At 45.5% G+C, this 1,301-nt stretch carries 3 protein-coding genes; 1 reads left to right on the plus strand and 2 read right to left on the minus strand.

What is annotated here, in order from left to right:
- Positions 1 to 6 precede the first annotated feature (6 nt).
- The gene (locus A3761_RS19105; protein ID WP_082870304.1) at positions 7 to 114 is read left to right on the plus strand and encodes a Maf family protein; all 108 of its coding nucleotides are present in this window, start codon (positions 7 to 9) and stop codon (positions 112 to 114) included.
- A gap of 22 nt (positions 115 to 136) precedes the next feature.
- Here the strand turns inward: A3761_RS19105 and A3761_RS19110 are convergent, their stop codons facing one another.
- Both A3761_RS19110 and A3761_RS19115 read right to left on the minus strand, forming a co-directional pair.
- Positions 137 to 688: a phosphatase PAP2 family protein gene (locus A3761_RS19110; protein ID WP_068509473.1), complete on the minus strand. Its 552-nt coding sequence runs from the start codon at positions 686 to 688 to the stop codon at positions 137 to 139.
- Positions 657 to 1,301, minus strand: a 645-nt coding sequence (locus tag A3761_RS19115) for a glycosyltransferase (protein WP_231881260.1), incomplete at its 5' end; no start/stop codon positions are given. The genes A3761_RS19110 and A3761_RS19115, both read right to left, overlap by 32 nt.

Here is a 1,301-nt window from a genome sequence, read left to right on the forward strand (position 1 = left end):
GCGGCATTGTTTGTTGAAGGGATTGTCGGAAGCTATAGCAATGTAGTGGGCTTGCCTCTGGCCGAAACAGGGAAGATCTTACAGGCCTTCGATGTGCCTATTTGGCAGGAATAAGGTAAAGGCCAGTAGCGCTGGTTTAGAAGAGTACGGGGCTTAAGTAGTTTGCAATTGATGCCAGCAATATACCTAATCCCGCGCCACACAATACATCTGTCGGATAGTGAAGGCCGAGTACCATTCTCGAGAGGGCAATTAGAATAGAGAAGGGTACCAATAATACAGCGAACTCTGGCAGGTGCCATAGCACAACAGTCGAGAAGCAGGCCGCGTGCATTGTGTGTCCAGAAGGAAAGCTGTATTGATCTAAAGGTGCGCAGCCTTTATAGACATCTTTTGAGCGGATAAATGGTCGTTCTCTTACTAGTTTCTTTTTAAGTTGCTTATAGATCAGTAGGCAAGCACCGCCCGCCGTTATCATCAACCCTGATAAAAGTAGACCTTCTTCACCATATAAGATTGGCAGGACAAGCGCGAGACTATACCAGAAAACACCATCCCCTAAGCGGCTGATTATTGCAAAGAAGGTGTTAACCGTTTTAGTGCGACAAAAATGATTAAGGTACAGGCAAGCTGCAATATCCCAGCTATTGAGCTTATTAAATGCTGTTGATGTTTTGAGAGGATTCATGTGTCTCATCTCCTAGCCTTAAGGGTGGCTTTTCGAGTAACTTTTTGACGAACTGATTGACGATATTGTTCCAGGTAATTGTTTGTGCCAATTGATAGGCATTTTCACGAATTTTTTCCAGCTCGGAAGAGCTTTCGATTGCTTCCAGAGTCAATTGAATGAAGGCTTCGTCATTGTCTAAATTTGCGATATATGCCGAATTGCCATGGCTTAAGTGTTCCTTCGCAGCGGCGTCATTAAATGCAACGATACCCAGCCTGCTTGCCATTGCTTCAGTCACAACATTACCAAAGGTGTCGGTTTTGCTTGGAAATAGAAAAAGGTCTGCTGAGGCATAATACTTGGCTAGCTCTTCACCCGTTTTCATTCCAACGAAACGGATGCCAGGGTGTTCACTTTCCAAGGTTTTTCTTAAGGGGCCATCACCAACGACGACGAAAACACAGTCCGGATGAGTGGCGGTGACGTTCTCATAGGCCTTGATAGCCAAGGCAATATTTTTTTCTCCTGCAACTCGGCCGACATAGAGGCAAACGACTTGCCCATCTGTCACATGCCATCTTTCACGAAGGCGAGAACAGCGTTTACTTGGTGTAAACCGCGAAGAATCGAT

This window comes from Oleiphilus sp. HI0123, assembly GCF_001635315.1.

Excerpts from the sequence above, each read along its gene's own strand:
- A3761_RS19110 (WP_068509473.1), bottom strand. The coding sequence starts at position 688 with ATGAATCCTCTCAAAACATCAACAGCATTTAATAAGCTCAATAGCTGG.